Origin of the sequence: Burkholderia sp. KJ006 (genome assembly GCF_000262695.1) — a bacterium.
Lineage (GTDB): Bacteria > Pseudomonadota > Gammaproteobacteria > Burkholderiales > Burkholderiaceae > Burkholderia > Burkholderia vietnamiensis.
In genome coordinates this window covers 1285318-1300943 of the sequence record NC_017921.1, presented here as the reverse complement: position 1 = coordinate 1300943, position 15626 = coordinate 1285318, and the positions used below count along the sequence as shown (strand labels likewise).

Here is a 15626-nt window from a genome sequence, read left to right as displayed (position 1 = left end):
GCGCGCGATGAACGATCGTGCATCGGCGCGGCCGGCGCGTTTCGCCGTTCGCGCATGGGCCGCCGCGGTGTCGGCCGTGCTGCTGGCCGCGCCGCTCGTCGCGCACGCGCTGCCGGGCTACGACGACGTGCGCCGCAACTGGCGCAGCTCCGACTGGGTGCTGCTCGCCCGCGACGGCACGCCGCTGCAGCGCACCCGCGTCGACCTCAGCGAACGGCGCGGCGACTGGGTGTCGCTCGCCGACGTGTCGCCCGCGTTCCGCGACGCGATCGTCGTGTCCGAGGACAAGCGCTTCTACGCGCACAGCGGCGTCGACTGGCGCGGGATCGCGGGCGCGGCCTGGGGCAACCTGTGGAACGAGCGCACCCGTGGCGCGTCGACCGTGACGATGCAGCTGGCCGGGCTGCTCAGCGATTCGCCGCGCCGCTCGGGGCAGCGCTCGCTGCCGCAGAAGGCGACGCAGGCGATGAACGCGCTGCTGCTCGAACGCGGCTGGCGCAAGGATCAGATCCTCGAGGCGTACCTGAATCTCGTGCCGTTCCGGGGCGAGACGGTGGGGCTCGCCGCGCTGTCGCAGGTGCTGTTCGGCAAGGCGCCGTCCGGCCTCGACGCGCGCGAAGCCGCGATCGCGGCCGCGCTGGTGCGCGCGCCCAACGCCGCGCCGGCGAAGGTCGCCGAGCGCGCGTGCCGGATCCTGCGCGACATGCAGGCAGGCCAGGCCTGCACGTCGCTCGACGGCTACGTGCAGCTCGTGCTCGCGCGCCCGGCCAACAGCGTGCGCGACGACGGCGCCGCGCTCGCCCCGCACTTCGCGCGGCGGATCGCGGCCGAGGTCAGGCCCGCGGCCGGCGCGCAGGTGCGCACGACGCTCGATGCGCCGCTGCAGCGCTTCGCGCGCGACACGCTGCTGCGCGCGTTGACCGAGCTGAATGCTCCGGCCCACCGGCGCAACGTGCAGGACGGCGCGGTGGTGGTGATCGACAACGCGAGCGGCGAGATTCGTGCGTGGGTCGGCTCGTCGGGCGCGTTGTCGAGCGCGCGCGACGTCGACGCCGTGCTCGCGCCGCGTCAGGCCGGCTCGACGCTCAAGCCGTTCCTCTATGCGCAGGCGCTCGACGAGAAGCGGCTGACGGCGGCGTCGCTACTCGACGACGCGCCGATCAACCTCGCGGCCGGCGGCGGCCTCTACATTCCGCAGAACTACGACAAGGATTTCAAGGGCTGGGTCAGCGTACGCAGCGCGCTCGGCGGCTCGCTGAACGTGCCGGCCGTGCGCACGCTCGTGCTCGTCACGCCGCACCGCTTCGCGCGCACGCTGCGAGCGCTCGGCCTGCCGCTCGCGCAGGAAGGCGATTACTACGGGTTCAGCCTCGCGCTCGGCAGCGCGGACGTCACGCTGCTGACGCTGACCAACGCGTATCGCGCGCTGGCGAACGGCGGCGTCGCGCGCAAGGTCGTCGACCTGCCCGCTGCGCCGTCGGCGCGCGCCGACGGCGGCACGCGCGTGTTCAGCGAAGCGGCCAGCTTCGTCGTCACCGACATCCTGTCGGACAACAACGCGCGCGTGCGCACGTTCGGCTTCGACAACCCGCTCGCGACGCCCTTCTTCTCGGCCGTCAAGACCGGCACGAGCAAGGACATGCGCGACAACTGGACGGTCGGCTTCACGTCGCGCTACACGGTCGGCGTGTGGGTCGGCAACGCGGACGGCTCGCCGATGTGGGACGTGTCGGGCGTCACGGGCGCGTCGCCGGTGTGGTCGGCCGTGGTCGGCTATCTGCACCGTGCGCTGCCGAGCCGCGCGCCGGCGCCGCCGGCCGGCGTCGAAACGCGGCGCATCACGTTCGAGCGCGACGTCGAGCCGTCGCGCAACGAGTGGTTCGTCGCGGGCACGGCGCTCGACACGATCCGGCTCGCGGCGCCCCTCACGCCGGGTCACGACGGCGCGCGTGCGCCGCTCGCGATCGGCGCGCCGACCGACGGCACGATCTTCGCGATCGATCCGGACATTCCGCCGAACAATCAGCGGATCTGGTTCGAGCGTTCGTCGGGGCACGCCGCGCGGTTCGCCTGGCGGCTCGACGATCGGGTGATCGGACATGCCGACCGCGTTGCGTGGATGCCGTGGCCGGGCCGGCACCGGCTCGAACTCGTCGATGCGCGCGGCAACGTCGCCGACGCGATCGGCTTCGAGGTGCGCGGCGCGTTCGCGCGCAAGGGCGCGCGCAAACCGTGATGCCGTCTGCGCCGGCAGCGCACGAAAGGGTAAGCAGTACGCGGATCGCAGACCTAGAATACGAAGCGTGCGCCGGCGCGTCGGCGCGCCGCGTCCCCTCTCACGATCCGCCGATCGCCCGACCATGAACCTCCGACCTCCGCGCTTGCTCCGGCCCATCCTGGGCGCCGCCTTCGTGGCCACGCTCGCAGGCTGCAACGGCGAAGCCTGCTTCGGCGTCGACGTGTGCTCCAACGACACCCTGCCATCGGTCGCGCTGTCCGGCACGGCCGCCACCGGCGCGCCGCTCGCGAGCGCGGCGGTGACGGTGAGCTGCGTGCAGGGCTCGGCCACCACGCTGACCGACGGCGGCGGCAACTACCGCGTCGCCCTCAACGCCGCGCTGCCGTGCGTGATCGCGGTCGCGTCGGGCGGCACGAGCCTGCATTCGCTCGCGTACGCGGGCGGCACGTTCAACACGACGCCCGAAACCGAGCTGCTGCTCGTCTATCTCGCCGCGCAGCTCGGCGCGAACCCGGCCGGGCTGATCGGCAATTTTCCGCGCAATACGCATTTCCAGCAGGCAATGGGCAGCGCGAACACGGTGCTGGCCGCGCAATCGGCGGTCGTGGCGAACCTGCAGCAGCGCTATTCGGTCACGCTGTCGACGCCCGCCTTCCTGACGACGCCGTTCGTGGTCGGACAGCCGGGCGTCGACGGCGATCTCGGCGCGCTCGCGGCCGCAGGTGCGATCGACGCCAGCGGCATGCCGGCCGCGGCCGCCGTTGCGCTGCTGACGCAGGCGGGCGCCGCGCAGCCGCTGTGAGCGGGCGGCGCGCCGCCGCGCACAAGTCTCAAGTCACGCGCCGGCCGCGCTCAGGTCGCTTCCCCGCTCGCGCACGCGACGCTGACCGGCTGCTGCTGGGTCAGATGGCGCAGCAGCTTCGTCACCATCCACACGACGACGAACGCCAGCACGACGAAGAACACCGCGAGCGGCGTCAGCACGTGAATCGACACGAAGCCGGCCAGCCCCATCATCGCGGACGACACGAGCAGCAGCGCGCAGCCGAGGATCGCGCTGGTCAGCCCGGCGATATGCGGAAACAGCGAATTGCCCTTGGCCATCAGCGTCGGATACATCGCGCCCGCGCAGAAACCCATCACGAGCACCGGCGTCGCGAGCGTCCACACGCGCAGGCCGACGGTCAGCGCGAGCACCAGCATCGCGACCGCGGCGCCCGCCATCACGCGCGCACCGATACGCAAGCGCTGCTCGGCGCTCGGCAGCCCGCGCCCGTGAATCCGGTTCGACAGCCCGCCGAGGAAATACATCAGCCCGATGCCGAGCGCCAGATAGCCGAAGAAGGTCGGCGGCTTGTGCAGCGTGGTCTGCACCATGAACGGCCCGACGATGTTGAACACCAGCAGGATGCTGTAGCACAGCCCCTGCGCGAGGAAGCAGCTCTGGAACACCGGGCTCGCGAGTACCCTGCCCGCATTCGCGAACAGCGTGCGCGGCGCGAGATGCACCGGTTTCGGCAAGGTCTCGCGATAGCGCCACAGCAGCGCCCACATCGCGAGCGAGTACACCAGCAGGAACACCAGGCAGGCGCGCCAGCCGAACCATTCCTGCAGGTGCGCGCCGATCACCGGCGCGACGATCGGCGCGAGGCCCCACGCGATCGACATGTAGGTGAACGCGTGCATCAGCGCCTGACCGGAGAACGAATCGGTGATGATCGCCTTCGCGAGCAGGTTCGTCGTCGCGATCCCGAAGCCCTGCAGGCAGCGCGCGAGCAGGAAGGTCTCGAGGTTCGGCGCGCCGAGCGACAGCAGGCAGCCGATCGTGTAGATCACGAGACCGAACGCGAGCACGCGCTTGCGGCCGTACGCATCGGCGATGGGGCCGAAGATCAGCTGGCCCAGCGCATACGCGGCCATGTAGCCGGACACGCTCGACTGGATCGCCTGCGGCGTGGTCGCGAACGAACGCGCCATGTCGGGCAGCGCCGGCACGTAGATGTCGATCGCCAGCTGGCCGGCGGACGAGAACAGGCAGATCAGGAACAACAGGAAGCGCGGCGAATTCGATTCGCGCGCGGAAGTGAGCGAGGCGTTCATGACGGGCGGGAAGGATACGGGCGGCGGCATCGCTGCATGCCGGCGCGTTCGGATAGCGAACAGCCGTGCGCAGCGAAGCGCCTATTGTGCCCTTTGTTGCGCGCGCCGGCCGGAATCCCCTGGCGCGGGAGAGGTTGAATGGGGCGGCGGCGCGGGGGGACATAGGCGCCGGTGGCATGGCGGCACGGTGCGCCGTGCACCGCGAGCTTCGAGCTTCGAGCTGTCGGCTGGGCGTTGCGAGCTGTCGGCTCGGCGTTGCAGGCGTCGGCTGCAGCGTCCCGCCTACGTCCATCCGACCGGCTACGCCGCGGTTTTAATCCTGTTTTAAGCCGACCCACGCATAGTCGCCGATGGCTCCGTCCGTGAGCCGCACGATTCGTTCAATGTTGATTCGATCAGTATCGTTTGATGGAGATACGAATATGCGATTCCGTTCGTATATGGCGGCAGGCGCGGTAGCGCTGATGCCCGTGCTCGCGATCGCCGGGCAAGCCGCGCAGGCGCCGGCCGCACAACCGGTGTTCGTCAACGTCGATGGGCAGGCCGTGCCGGTCAAGGCCGATACGCGCGTCGTCCAGACGGCGCTCGGCCCGATGAAGGTCAGCACGTGGAGCTGGCACAGCCCGCATGGCGGCGCGAGCTTCGAGATGCAGACGTCGTCGACGTCGGGCGACGTGGCGCCCGCAACCGCATGGCGGCAGATGCAGGCCGCGCAGTACCGGATGCAGGCCGCTCAGGCGCAGATGGCCGCCATGCAGCAGATGATGGCGCTGCAGCACGCGGCGCTCGCCAACCTGTTCGCGATGCCGGCGCCGCAACCCGTCGGCTTCGCGATGCCGATGTGGGCAATGCCGGAGCCGGTCGTCGTGATCGTGCCGGCGCAGCCGTCCACACGTACGGTCGCGCCTGCACCGTCGGCGCCGGCCAGGCCCGCGGCGCGCGGGCCGGAGATCAAGGCCTGACGCGAGCGACCCCGCACAAAACCAAAACCGAAACCGCCGGCCGCCGCGCCGGCGGTTTTCGTTTGCAACCGTGTCGCCGCGGCCTGCTCAGTACTGCGCGCGATCGGTCGGGTTTCTGAACAGCTGCTTCATCTCGGGCGACAACGGGTAGTTCAGGCTCACGCCCTTCGGCGGTATCGGCTGCATGAACCAGCGGTCGTAGAGTTGCTCGGCCGCGCCGGAGGTCTGCAACTGCGCGATCACGCGATCGACCAGCTGCTTGAACGCGGGATCGTCCTTGCGCAGCATGCACGCGTAGTTTTCGTGGACGAGCGGCGTGCCCGCCACCGTGTAGGCGCCCGGATTGCGATCCTTCGCGATTTCGCCGTACAGCAGCGGCTCGTCCATCACGAACGCGACCGCACGCCCGGTCGTGACGTTCATGAACGCTTCGGCGTGGTCCTTCGCGCTGATGATCGTCATGTTCATCGCCTTCTCTTCGTTGAGCTTGCGCAGCAGCCGCTCGTCCGACGTGCCGGCCGTCGTCGCGACGGTCTTGCCGGCCAGATCCGCGAAGTCCTTCACGCCGGAATCCTTGCGCGTGCTGAAGCGGATCCCGTACAGAAAGATGCTGTTGGAGAACGCGGCCTGCTTCTGGCGCTCCAGCGTGTTGGTCGTCGATCCGCATTCGAAGTCGATCGTGCCGTTCTGCAGCAGCGGAATGCGGTTCTGCGACGTGATCGGAATCTCCTTCACCGTCAGGTTCGGCGCCTTCAATTCGGCCTTCAGCGCGTCGATGATGCGCGCCGCGATGTCGCGCGAGTAGCCGATGTTGTTCTGCTGGTTGTCCGAATACGAGAACGGCACCGACGATTCACGGATACCCAGCGACACGACGCCGGTGTCCTTGATCTTCTTCAGCGTGCCGGTCAGCGCCTGCGCGTGCGCGGCGCCGGCCAGCGCACCGGCCAGCACGAGGGCCAGCCAACGAAAGCGGCGATCCATGCTTTTCTCCTGACGAAACGTTGATCGAATCGCGATCCTACGCCCGACAATATTCGCGCCGCATCGGCCAACGCGTAGTGACGCGTCGAGCCGGCGGCCCGCCGCGCGGGCGCGCGCGTTGCCGTGGCGCGCAAACCTCGTCCTCTCCGTCATCAGGGCCGCCGCAGCGCATCCGGTCGCGCACGGGCGAGCGCGCGGCCCGACAGGAATCGCAAACACCGCTGCGATGCAGCAACGAAATCGTTTGCGCAAACGCTGCCTTTTCTACCAAAACATACTCAAGAACCCCGCTGGACGGCCGTTACCCAATGCATGGCGCGTCGCAGCAAGCCGCTGCAATCGCCAGACAAAAAAGACCAGATCCGGCATCGGCCGGACCACGCACTACCGCCGGCACGACGGTTATCCACGAGGACGAAGTTTCACCATGAGAGCCAATCGTTTCGATTTCGCACTGGCCCGCACCGCTCACGCGCGCGTGCTCGCCGGCATGTTGTCGGCAGCCGCCCTGCTCCCCATCGCCGGCTGCGGCGGCGGTGGCGGCGACGGCTCGAGCCCGGCGACTGCAGCGCCGGCCCCCGCGCCGACGCCGGCTCCCGCACCTGCTCCGGCGCCCGCGCCCGCGCCGACCAACGGCACCACCTGTGCGGCCCAGCAGGCCGCGGTGCAGATGGCCGCGCAGACGGTCGCGCCGACCGAGCCGCCGGTCGATCATCTGATCGTCAGGCTGAAGCCGTCGACGGGAACGCGCGCGATGGCCGCGCTCGACGTCGGCACGCGGCTCGACGCGGTGATCCAGCGCTCGATGACGCGCTGGAGCGCGCCGACGACCAGCGGCGCCGCGCGTGCCTATGCGGCCGCGACGACGTCGCTGAACGTGCAGGTCGAGCGCACGCTGGCGAACGGGGCGGCCGTCCTGTCGATCGGCCAGCGCATCGCATCGGACGACGCGGCCGCACTGGCCGCCGCATTCGCGGCCGACAGCGACGTCGACTACGCGGAACCGGATCACCCGATGCACGTCCGCGACACGCCGAGCGACCCCTCGTACAGCCAGCAATGGTATCTGTCCGACCCGGCGGTCGGCATCAACACGCCGCCCGCATGGACGCGCACCAAGGGCGCGCCGACCGTCGTCACGGCGGTGCTCGACACCGGCTACCGGCCGCACCCCGATCTCGTCGCGAACCTGCTGCCGGGCTACAACTTCATCTCGAACGCCAACACCAGCAACAACGGCCAGGCGCGCAGCAACGACGCGACGGACCCGGGCGACTGGGTCACGCAGCAGGAACTCGACGACGCGACCGGCCCGTACTACCACTGCGCGAGCGAACCGAACAACAGCAGCTGGCACGGCACGCGCGTGATGGGCGTGATCGGCGCCGGCGCGAACAACGGGATCGGCGTGGCGGGCGTGTCGTGGCTCGGCCGCATCCTGCCGGTGCGCGTGCTCGGCAAGTGCGGCGGCACGACCAGCGACATCGCGGACGCGATGCGCTGGGCGGCCGGCATTCCGGTCAACGGCGTGCCGACGAATCCGACGCCCGCGAAGGTCATCAACCTGAGCCTCGGCGGCGTCGGTGCGTGCAGCACGACGTTCCAGCAGGCGATCGACGACGTGAATGCGAAGGGCGTGACGGTCGTCGTGGCCGCCGGCAACGACGGCCTGTCGACCGGCCTCGACCAGCCGGCGAACTGCCGCGGCGTCATCAGCGTCGGCGCAACCGACGCCACCGGCCGGCGCGCATCGTTCAGCAACTTCGGCGCCGACGTCTCGCTGAGCGCGCCGGGCGTGGGCATCCTGTCGACCGCCAACAGCGGCACGACCGTGCCGGGTGCCGACTCGTACGGCACCGCGAGCGGCACGAGCCTCGCGACGCCGCAGGTGTCGGGCATCGTCTCGCTGATGCTGGCGGTGAACGGCAACCTCACGCCGGCGCAGATTCAGCAGAAGCTGCAAGGCGGCGCACGCGCGGCGATGCTGCCCGCCGCCACGACGTCGTGCACCGCCCTGCCGGCCGGCGCCGGTATCGCCGATGCGGGCGCGGCCGTCACGGCCGCCGCGCAATAAGCGCTGCGTCGCCGCGACACGAACGCGCGCATGCCGGCCCGGCGTGCGCGCGTTTTTTCATCGCCGCGCGTGACGGCAGCATGCCGAAGCATCGATGAAAACGCCGTAAAAACGCGGGTAAAGGCGGTAAAGGGTTGACGCTTCGCGCAACGAACCATTACCATCGCCCCCGTCTGATTACATGGAGTGTTCCGTGAACACCGATGCGAGTTGTAGTTGGTCGTCGACCAACCCGACTGCTGCCTGAGGAAACGCGCAGAGCCTCGTCTTCTGCCGCATCCCTGGACAGCAGGATGCGGCGTCCTTCCGGCCTGACCGGCCAGAATCCCCGCCCGATTTTTCGCTGACGCCGAAGCGCGTCGCCGCGCAGCGCCACGCTGCCGCGTGCGTGCATTCGCGCGACGCACTGCGCGCTGCCGCGCGTATTTCATTCACGTGCCGACCGGCCGTGCGCACGCTCGCGTGCGCGGCCGCCGATCGCTCGTGCCGCCCATCCACGACCGAAGGAGCGCAGATGAACGCAGACGACAGTAGTCGATTACCGCTCGCCGGTGCGGCGTTGCGCATCGGCTCTGCGCGCGCAGTCGCCGCGCCGGCGAGCGTTTCCCCCTTTTCCGATCCACAGCCGATCGCGCGTGTCGCGACGCGGCGGGAAGCGTTCGCGCGTCGATAACGTCGCGACCGCTCCCGGCGCGCCGCCGCATGCGCCAGGAGCGAGTCATGACACAACGAAACCCATCCAGGAACCCGCAGCGCGGCTTCGTCGGCGCCGGCAACGGCCGGCAGAACGAACCGCGCATCATGCGCATCGCGCAGGAAGCCGGCCGTCCGCTCGAGCAGACCTTCGAGGCGCTGCGCACCGGTGCACGCGGCCTCACGCACGGCCAGGCCGCCGACCGGCTGCAGCACCACGGCCCCAACGAAATCGCGCACGACAAGCCGCCGCACTGGACGCGCCAGTTGCTGCACGCGTTTCACAATCCGTTCGTCTACGTGCTGCTGGTGCTCGCCGCGATCAGCTTCTGCACCGACGTCTGGTTCGCGGCGCCCGACGATCGCGACTACGTCGGCATGACGATCCTGCTCGCGATGGTGACGATCAGCGCATTACTGCGCTTCGTGCAGGAATTCCGGTCGCGGCGCGCCGCCGAGAAACTCAAGGCGATGGTGCGGACGACGGCCACCGTGCAGCGCGCGGCAACCGACACGTGCGAGCCGACGCGCCGCGACGTGCCGATGTGCGACGTGGTGGTCGGCGACATCGTGCATCTGTCGGCCGGCGACATGATCCCCGCCGACGTGCGCCTCATCACGTCGCGCGACCTGTTCATCAGCCAGGCCGTGCTGACCGGCGAAGCGCTGCCGGTCGAGAAGTACGACACGCTCGGCGCGGTCGCCGGCAAGTCGGCGCAAGCACATGCGCCGGCTGCGGCCGGCGCGCCGCATGACACGCCGCCCGCCGCGTCGACGTCGCTGCTCGATCTCGAGAACGTCTGCTTCATGGGCACCAACGTGGTCAGCGGCACCGCGACGGCCGTGGTCGTCGCGACCGGCGACGATACCTACTTCGGCACGCTCGCGCGCAACGTGGTAAGCCACAAGCGCATCGAGACGAGCTTCGATCGCGGCGTCGCGAGCGTGAGCTGGCTGCTGATCAAGTTCATGTTCGTGATGGTGCCGGTCGTGTTCATGATCAACGGGCTGACCAAGGGCGACTGGCTGAGCGCGCTGACCTTCGCGCTCGCCGTGGCCGTCGGCCTCACGCCCGAAATGCTGCCGATGATCGTCAGCGCGAATCTCGCGCGCGGCGCGATCGCGATGGCGCGCCGCAAGGTCGTCGTGAAGCGGCTGAACTCGGTGCAGAACTTCGGCGCGATGGACGTGCTGTGCACCGACAAGACGGGCACGCTCACGCAGGACCGCATCATCCTCGAGCACCATCTCGACCTGGCCGGACGGCGCGACGAGGACATCCTGCGGCTCGGCTGGCTCAACAGCTTCCATCAAAGCGGCCAGAAGAACCTGATCGACGTCGCGATCGTCGCGCGCGCGGACGAGCTCGGCGACCGTGTGAAGCCGCACGGCTACACGAAGATCGACGAACTGCCGTTCGACTTCGTGCGGCGCCGCCTGTCGGTCGTCGTCGGCGATGCGCATGGCGCGCATCTGCTGATCTGCAAGGGCGCGGTCGAGGAAATGCTCGCGGTGTCGACCCACGTGCAGGACGAGCACGGCGTGCGTCCGCTCGACAGCGTCGCGCGCGAGCGGCTGCTCGAACAGGCGAGCGCGTACAACGACGACGGTTTCCGCGTGCTGGTGGTCGCGACGCGCGCGATCCCGCCCGCCGAGCAACGCGAGCAGTACCGCACCGCCGACGAGCGCGACCTCGTCGTGCGCGGCTTCCTGACGTTTCTCGATCCGCCGAAGGAATCGGCCGCGCCGGCGCTCGCCGCGTTGCGCGAAAACGGCGTCGCGGTGAAGGTGCTGACGGGCGACAACGCGACCGTCACGATCAAGGTCTGCCGCCAGGTCGGGTTGCAGCCGGGCACGCCGCTGCTCGGCGCCGACATCGATGGGCTCGACGACGCGACGCTCGCGCAGGCCGTCGAACGCACGACGGTGTTCGCGAAGCTCACGCCGTTGCAGAAGGCGCGCATCGTCCGCGCGCTGCAGGCGAACGGCCATACGGTCGGCTTCCTCGGCGACGGCATCAACGACGCGCCGGCGCTGCGCGACGCCGACGTCGGCATCTCGGTGGACAGCGGCGCCGACATCGCGAAGGAGACCGCCGACATCATCCTGCTCGAAAAGAGCCTGATGGTGCTGGAGGAAGGCGTGATCAAGGGCCGCGAGACCTTCGGCAACATCCTCAAGTACCTGAACATGACGGCCAGCTCGAACTTCGGCAACGTGTTCTCGGTGCTCGTCGCGAGTGCGTTCCTGCCGTGGGAGCCGATGCTCGCGACCCAGCTGCTGGTGCTGAACCTGATCTACGACACGTCGCAGATGCTGCTGCCGTGGGATCGGATGGACCCCGAGTTCCTCAAGAAGCCGCGCAAGTGGGAGGCCGGCAACATCGGCCGCTTCATGCTGTGGGTCGGGCCGACGTCGTCGGTGTTCGACATCACGACCTACGTGCTGATGTGGACCGTGTTCGGCGCCGGCGCGATGTATCACCTGCACGGCGGCGCGGGCGGCCAGATCGTGATGAACTCGGGCTGGTTCATCGAGAGCCTCGTCTCGCAGACGCTCGTCGTGCATCTGCTGCGCACGCAGAAGATCCCGTTCCTGCAGAGCACGGCCGCGCTGCCGGTGCTGCTGTCGACGTTCACCGCGATCGCCGTCGGCTGCTGGCTGCCGTTCTCGCCGTTCGCGGACGCGCTCGGCTTCATGCATCTGCCCGGCACGTACTGGCTGTGGCTCGCGGCGACGATGGCCGGCTACATCCTGCTCGCGCAGATCGTCAAGACGCTCTATGTGCGCCGTTACAAGCAGTGGTTCTGAACCGCGTCGAACGTAGCGCAGCGGGCCGCCTTCGGGCGGCCCGCTTTTTATCGCGCATCGTTCGCGCCGAACAGCTGCGCGGCGAGCACGCGGCCCTCGTCGGTCAACGCGGCGCGGCCGGTGCCGTCGTCGTTCAACGTCGTCGCGGTGATCCCGGCCGCGTCGAGCTGCGTCAGCACGCGACGCAGCATGCTCATCGGCAACTGCGCGCGCTTCGCGATCTTCGGCAGCGACCACGTACCGCCGGACGGCGCGTGCGCGGCCTCGTTCAGCGTCGCGAGCGTCGCCACGAGCGCGGGGTCCAGCGGGGAGTCGTCAGGTTCTGAAGTCATGGATCGAGATCGGTGCGCCGGTGCCGACCGGCATTCAGGCAGCAGGTGCGTGGCGGACGCGCTGCGTGCGCTCACGCGCCCTTCAACGCCGCGCGCATGAACGACACGAAGCGCGTGGTCACGGGATCGTCGCGGCCGGACAACCACGCCAGGCCGACGCGCCATTTCGCGTCGCGACCGGCGAGCGGCAGCACGGTCGCATCGCGCAGCAGATATTGCGCGCTCGACGGGATGAACGCAACGCCTACGCCGGCCGCGACCGACGTGAGGACCGATTGCACGTCTTCCGCCTGCTGCATGACGTGCGGCACGAAGCGCCGCGCACCGCACCACTGCTCGATCTGCGCGGCGAGGCCGGGGCCGCGCGCACGCTGCAGCGCGATGAAGCCGATTTCGTTGAGGGCGTCGAGATCGGTCGGCACGCGCTTGAAGCCGAGATGCGGCGGCGCGGCGAGCGCGAGCGCCTCGTCGGTCACCCTGAACGAAGACAGGCCTTCGTCGGCCGGCAAGCGCAGGAAGCCGGCATCGAGCTTGCCGGAACGCAGCCGGCGCGTCTGCTCGGACGACGACAGGTCGCTCAGCGTGATCGCGATGCCCGGATTGCACCGCCGGAATTCCGCGATCAGCTTCGGCACGAGCGTCAGCACGGACAGGCAGATGCCGAGCCGCAACTGCCCGCGCTGGCCGCTCGTGACCTCGCGCGCACGCGCGAGCATCTCGTCGGCATCGTGCACGAGCGCCTGCGCATCGGGCAGGAAGCGCTCGCCGAACGCCGTGAGTTCTGCACCGTGACGCCCGCGCTCGAACAGCCGGCCGCCGAGGCTCGCCTCGAGCGCACCGATCTGCTTGCTCAATGCCGGCTGGCTCATGTGCAGCGCGTCGGCCGCACGGCTGAAATGACTCAGCTCGGTGACCGTCAGGAAGGAGCGAAGCAGTTTCAATTCCATTCTTTAAATGAATCCGATCGATCAAAACATTCATTTTACTGATCGAATCCGATGGCGTTCAATACGCACATGCCCTTCCTTGAACATACCGCGATGACCTTCGATCCTGCGGCCGCATGCGCGGCCGATCATTCATCCGACACGGCGGTCGTCGACGAATCCGCAGCGAAGCCCGACGCCGACGCGACAGCGAACGAGCGGCGCGCGGCGCGCGCGGGCGGCCGCGGCCGCCGCGTGCGCTTCGGCGACGTGCCCGACGACGCGCCGCCGCAACGCGTCACGGGCGCGATCGCGCTCAGCTTCGCGGTCGTGTCACGGCGACACTGGCCGCGCTGACGTCGCCGACGATTACCTCGCACGTTCCGCTCCGATCGGCCGCGACGCATCGCAGGAACCCTCACGAACCCGCACGCATCGATCGTCATCGCCCTGCGATCGACCGTATAATTTCCCGCTCCCGTCCACTGTCCACGTGTTTCGCGCTGCCGTAGCGCACGCGAGAAGGAGTACTTCGCTTGACCGGCCTCATCGCGCGCCTGCGCCGCGCCCGCACCCCTCTGATCATCGCGCTGTCGTTCGTGACGCTCGCGTTCGCGGCCAATGCGTCGGCCGCGAACGCGCATCGGACCGCGTCGACGCACGCGCATCCGAAAGTCGTCAAGAGCAAGGCCGCGCATCGCACGCACAAGGCCATCAAGCATCGCCGACCGCGCGTCACGCACCATCCGGTCAAGCATCACGCGGCGCCCGCGCCGCAGCATCGCCGCGCCAAAGGCACGCATCGCAAGCCCCGCACGAACGCGAACCGCCCGCGTCGCATCGAACCGCCACGCCTGCTCGCAAGCTGCGGCTACACGCCGCGCGCCGTGCGCACACTGCACTCGCGCGCCGCGTACGTCGTCGATGTCGACTCCGGCACGCCGCTGCTCGCGCGCAACGCGCGCACGGTGCGGCCGATCGCATCGATCTCGAAGCTGATGACCGCGCTCGTCGCCCGCGATGCCGACCGGCCGCTGAACGGCGTGCTGCGCGTCACGGCGCGCGATCGCGACACGATCAAGTTCACCGGCTCGCGGCTGCCGGTCGGCGCCGAACTGTCGCGCCGGCAGATGTTTCATATCGCGCTGATGTCGTCGGAAAACCGCGCGGCCGCCGCGCTGAGCCGCGATTATCCGGGCGGCCGCGCCGCCTTCGTCGGCGCGATGAACCGCAAAGCGCGCCAGCTCGGCATGCGCGCGACGCATTTCCGCGAACCGACCGGACTGTCGCCGCGCAACGTATCGACCGCCGAGGATCTCGCGCGGCTCGTCGGCGCCGCCGCGCACGACCCGCTGATCCGCTATTTCTCGACCGACACGTCGACGACCATCGAAGCCGGCGACGGCGAGCTGCTGTATGTGAATTCCGATCCGCTGGTGCGCTACGGCCGGCTGCCGATCCGTTTGCAGAAAACCGGCTTCATCAACGAATCGGGGCATGGCGTCGTGATGCGCACGCGCGTGCACGGGCGGCGCGAAACCATCGTGCTGCTCGGCGCGTCGACGCGCGCGGGCGTGTCCAGCGATGCGCTGAAAATCCATCGCTGGCTGAGCTGCTCGATTCAGTAAGCGCCGCTCTTCCGGCGCAGGAGCGATGCGATGGAGCATGAGTACCGGTTCAACGCGTTCGGCCGCCTGCTTGCCGTCGTCCGCACAGGCGACGGCTGGCGCGTGTTCGATCTCGGCGCCGACGGCAAGCGCAGGCCGGCCGGGCTGCAGATTCCGGCGACGCTCGCGGCAGACGAACTCGCCCAATATCTCGGCGACCTGCTCCACGAGCATGCGTCACCGAAGTACCCCGACGTCGTGCCCGTTGCGTCGCCAGCGCGCGGGTAGCGGCGCGTCTCGCCGATTCAAAGCCGCGACGCGACGCCCTCTCGTTTGCCTCGACTCGTAGCCGCATGCCGCCCCATATCGACAGTTAAACTTGCAAGTTAGGCTGTCGTATTCTATGCTTGGCCGCATGAATCCGCCACGCACATCCGGCGTTACCGCCGACACCGTCGCCACCGACCTGACGCTCGCGGTCGGCCAGTTGATCCGCCGTTTGCGCTCCGAAATCGACTCCGAAGGGCTCGGTATGTCGCAGACGAGCGCGCTCGCGCGGCTCGAACGACAGGGCCCGATGACGACCGCCGAGCTCGCGCGCGCCGAAGCCATGAAGCCGCAGTCAATGAAGGCGATCCTCGCGAGCCTCGAGGAAGACGGGCTCGTCGAACGCGAGCCGCATCCGACCGACGGCCGGCAAATCCTGTTCCTGCTGACCGCGGCCGGCCGCGAAGCGCGGCGCAAGCGCAACGCGGCGAAGCACGCGTGGCTCGGCGCCGCGATCGGCAAGCTCGAACCTGACGAAATGCGCACGCTCGCCGACGCGATCGCACTGATCCGGCGTCTCGGCGAGCAATGACCGCCGCCCGCATGCCGCGCGGCCGTCGCGCGCATGCGT

At 69.3% G+C, this 15626-nt stretch carries 13 protein-coding genes; 9 read left to right on the top strand and 4 right to left on the bottom strand.

The features are described from left to right. Positions 1–7: 7 nt before the first annotated feature. Together pbpC and MYA_RS19855 are read left to right on the top strand one after the other, a co-directional pair. A complete protein-coding gene (gene pbpC / locus MYA_RS19860; RefSeq protein ID WP_014724777.1) occupies positions 8–2236 on the top strand; it encodes a penicillin-binding protein 1C in 2229 nt (742 codons plus the stop codon). A 124-nt stretch (positions 2237–2360) separates the two neighbouring features. Beyond that, positions 2361–3041: a hypothetical protein gene (locus tag MYA_RS19855; RefSeq protein WP_041494113.1), complete on the top strand. Its 681-nt coding sequence runs from the start codon at positions 2361–2363 to the stop codon at positions 3039–3041. A 50-nt stretch (positions 3042–3091) separates the two neighbouring features. Here MYA_RS19855 and MYA_RS19850 read toward each other — a convergent pair whose 3' ends face one another. Next, a complete protein-coding gene (locus tag MYA_RS19850; protein WP_041494112.1) occupies positions 3092–4339 on the bottom strand; it encodes a multidrug effflux MFS transporter in 1248 nt (415 codons plus the stop codon). Positions 4340–4761: 422 nt separating this feature from the next. On the opposite strand from MYA_RS19850, the gene MYA_RS19845 reads away from it, so the two are divergent. Continuing rightward, a complete protein-coding gene (locus MYA_RS19845; protein ID WP_011882366.1) occupies positions 4762–5301 on the top strand; it encodes a hypothetical protein in 540 nt (179 codons plus the stop codon). Positions 5302–5388: 87 nt separating this feature from the next. Here MYA_RS19845 and MYA_RS19840 read toward each other — a convergent pair whose 3' ends face one another. Further along, on the bottom strand, positions 5389–6285 hold the full coding sequence (locus MYA_RS19840) for a glutamate/aspartate ABC transporter substrate-binding protein (RefSeq protein ID WP_011882367.1): 897 nt from the start codon (positions 6283–6285) through the stop codon (positions 5389–5391). 427 nt (positions 6286–6712) lie between these two features. Between MYA_RS19840 and MYA_RS19835 the strand changes: the two genes are divergently transcribed. Both MYA_RS19835 and mgtA read left to right on the top strand, forming a co-directional pair. Next, complete coding sequence (locus tag MYA_RS19835; protein ID WP_014724772.1) at positions 6713–8359, top strand: S8 family peptidase; 1647 nt, start codon at positions 6713–6715, stop codon at positions 8357–8359. 720 nt (positions 8360–9079) lie between these two features. Next, the gene (gene mgtA / locus MYA_RS19830; protein WP_014724770.1) at positions 9080–11863 is read left to right on the top strand and encodes a magnesium-translocating P-type ATPase; all 2784 of its coding nucleotides are present in this window, start codon (positions 9080–9082) and stop codon (positions 11861–11863) included. A gap of 47 nt (positions 11864–11910) precedes the next feature. Here mgtA and MYA_RS19825 read toward each other — a convergent pair whose 3' ends face one another. Together MYA_RS19825 and MYA_RS19820 are read right to left on the bottom strand one after the other, a co-directional pair. After that, a complete protein-coding gene (locus tag MYA_RS19825) occupies positions 11911–12195 on the bottom strand; it encodes a hypothetical protein (protein WP_034195131.1) in 285 nt (94 codons plus the stop codon). A 71-nt stretch (positions 12196–12266) separates the two neighbouring features. Further along, positions 12267–13142 carry a LysR family transcriptional regulator gene (locus tag MYA_RS19820; RefSeq protein WP_014724768.1) on the bottom strand — a complete coding sequence of 292 codons (876 nt, stop codon included), beginning with the start codon at positions 13140–13142 and terminating at the stop codon, positions 12267–12269. Between the two features lie 93 nt (positions 13143–13235). Between MYA_RS19820 and MYA_RS19815 the strand changes: the two genes are divergently transcribed. From MYA_RS19815 to MYA_RS19800, 4 genes are all read left to right on the top strand, one after another. Beyond that, positions 13236–13478, top strand: a complete 243-nt coding sequence (locus tag MYA_RS19815) for a hypothetical protein (protein ID WP_081058252.1) — start codon at positions 13236–13238, stop codon at positions 13476–13478. 179 nt (positions 13479–13657) lie between these two features. Further along, positions 13658–14749, top strand: a complete 1092-nt coding sequence (locus MYA_RS19810; RefSeq protein WP_041494110.1) for a serine hydrolase — start codon at positions 13658–13660, stop codon at positions 14747–14749. Between the two features lie 30 nt (positions 14750–14779). Next, on the top strand, positions 14780–15016 hold the full coding sequence (locus tag MYA_RS19805) for a DUF7661 family protein (protein ID WP_011882375.1): 237 nt from the start codon (positions 14780–14782) through the stop codon (positions 15014–15016). A 115-nt stretch (positions 15017–15131) separates the two neighbouring features. Continuing rightward, a complete protein-coding gene (locus tag MYA_RS19800; protein ID WP_011882376.1) occupies positions 15132–15587 on the top strand; it encodes a MarR family winged helix-turn-helix transcriptional regulator in 456 nt (151 codons plus the stop codon). The last annotated feature ends 39 nt before the right edge of the window (positions 15588–15626 follow it).

Coding starts and splice junctions, on each gene's coding strand:
- MYA_RS19850 (WP_041494112.1), bottom strand. CDS start 4,339: ATGAACGCCTCGCTCACTTCCGCGCGCGAATCGAATTCGCCGCGCTTC.
- MYA_RS19835 (WP_014724772.1), top strand. CDS start 6,713: ATGAGAGCCAATCGTTTCGATTTCGCACTGGCCCGCACCGCTCACGCG.
- MYA_RS19800 (WP_011882376.1), top strand. CDS start 15,132: ATGCTTGGCCGCATGAATCCGCCACGCACATCCGGCGTTACCGCCGAC.
- MYA_RS19840 (WP_011882367.1), bottom strand. CDS start 6,285: ATGGATCGCCGCTTTCGTTGGCTGGCCCTCGTGCTGGCCGGTGCGCTG.
- MYA_RS19805 (WP_011882375.1), top strand. CDS start 14,780: ATGGAGCATGAGTACCGGTTCAACGCGTTCGGCCGCCTGCTTGCCGTC.
- MYA_RS19855 (WP_041494113.1), top strand. CDS start 2,361: ATGAACCTCCGACCTCCGCGCTTGCTCCGGCCCATCCTGGGCGCCGCC.
- MYA_RS19825 (WP_034195131.1), bottom strand. CDS start 12,195: ATGACTTCAGAACCTGACGACTCCCCGCTGGACCCCGCGCTCGTGGCG.
- MYA_RS19820 (WP_014724768.1), bottom strand. CDS start 13,142: ATGGAATTGAAACTGCTTCGCTCCTTCCTGACGGTCACCGAGCTGAGT.
- mgtA (WP_014724770.1), top strand. CDS start 9,080: ATGACACAACGAAACCCATCCAGGAACCCGCAGCGCGGCTTCGTCGGC.
- MYA_RS19845 (WP_011882366.1), top strand. CDS start 4,762: ATGCGATTCCGTTCGTATATGGCGGCAGGCGCGGTAGCGCTGATGCCC.
- MYA_RS19815 (WP_081058252.1), top strand. CDS start 13,236: ATGACCTTCGATCCTGCGGCCGCATGCGCGGCCGATCATTCATCCGAC.
- pbpC (WP_014724777.1), top strand. CDS start 8: ATGAACGATCGTGCATCGGCGCGGCCGGCGCGTTTCGCCGTTCGCGCA.